Origin of the sequence: Myxococcus vastator (assembly GCF_010894475.1) — a bacterium.
Taxonomy (GTDB): domain Bacteria; phylum Myxococcota; class Myxococcia; order Myxococcales; family Myxococcaceae; genus Myxococcus; species Myxococcus vastator.
This window is the reverse complement of sequence record NZ_JAAIYB010000862.1, coordinates 1-1,249: the sequence shown is the minus strand read 5'-3', so window position 1 is coordinate 1,249 and position 1,249 is coordinate 1. Positions and strand designations below refer to the sequence as shown.

The following is a 1,249-nucleotide window of genomic DNA, read 5'->3' as shown; positions in this document are numbered from 1 at the left end:
GCGATACCGAGACTAAAGAAGAAATTGAAGCGGATCGATACGCCTCGGAGATTCTTATCCCTCCTGAACTGCAACACGAACTAAGCGCAATCAGAAGCGACCGCGCAGTTGTCGCATTTGCGCGACGCGCTGGCATTTCACGTGGTGTCGTCGTGGGCCAAATGCAGCACAAAGGACTCATCGGATTCAACGAATTCAACAGCTTAAAAATCTATTACCGGTGGACCAGCAGCAATGAAATCGAAAAGAAGCCCAATTAGCCATGCTCCAAAACAATCCTTTCGCTGTCGCGGAGTACCAGTGTGCCGATGATCTCATGCAGACGGTCATCAAACTCCTCCTCCAATCCGAGGACAAATTCGATGCGTCCAAAGGGGGAGGCAGCGAGTTGCTTGGGGTCAACTTTCGTCTGACCCAACCTCGCGCACGCCTTAGTCGTTCTGAGATGCGTGGAAAAGTTTTTAGCGCGCTGGGTGAACTATTTTGGTGCCTTGCGGGCTCGAATCGCCTGGACTTCATCAGTCACTACATTCCCAAATACTCCGAATACAGCAACGACGGCCGAACTATCCACGGAGCATATGGACCAAGAATATTTGGCAAGGAAGATTCAGACCAATTCAAAAATGTCGCCAACCTACTCAAAGTAAATCCAGACTCAAGAAGAGCTACGATTCAGGTTTTTTCTGCCAGCGACCTCCGGTACGCGGGCGACCCGCAAAGGAGGTACAAAGACGTTCCTTGCACATGTACGTTGCAGGCGATATTGCGACGGGGGCAACTCAACCTAATCGTGCATATGCGTTCGAACGATGCGTATCTCGGGCTTCCGCACGACATATTCGTTTTCACAATGCTGCAAGAAATGCTCGCACGCACTCTCGGGGTCGAAATAGGCTTCTATCAACACATAGTCAACCATTTACACCTATATGACGACCACAGAGACCAAGCCAAAGACTACCTGAACGAGGACGTACAGTCTATTCTGCCCATGCCCTGGATGCCTAAAGAAGATCCCCTATCCTTGATTCCTGCTTTAATTGCGGCAGAAGCCGCGATACGAGCCGATCCACGTTGTGTGCTTCAATCGGAATTCGCCCCCTACTGGAGCGACATCATCTGTCTCCTCCGTGTCCATTCTGAGAATCATTACAAACATGATGGCTACAAAACCCGAATCGCCCAAATCAAGACCCAAATACACGGGTCAACATACAAGCCGTACGTTTCCTAGCACAGAAGGGAC

Annotated in this window: 2 protein-coding genes; both read left to right on the top strand. The window is 50.2% G+C overall.

Annotated features, from left to right (window positions below):
* Positions 1–260, top strand: a 260-nt coding sequence (locus G4D87_RS37935; protein WP_205507889.1) for an ImmA/IrrE family metallo-endopeptidase, incomplete at its 5' end; no start/stop codon positions are given.
* 56 nt (positions 261–316) lie between these two features.
* Entirely contained in the window at positions 317–1,237 is a 921-nt protein-coding gene (locus tag G4D87_RS37930) for a thymidylate synthase (RefSeq protein WP_205507888.1), read from the top strand.
* Positions 1,238–1,249 lie beyond the last annotated feature (12 nt).

Coding starts and splice junctions, on each gene's coding strand:
- G4D87_RS37930 (WP_205507888.1), top strand. CDS start 317: ATGCAGACGGTCATCAAACTCCTCCTCCAATCCGAGGACAAATTCGAT.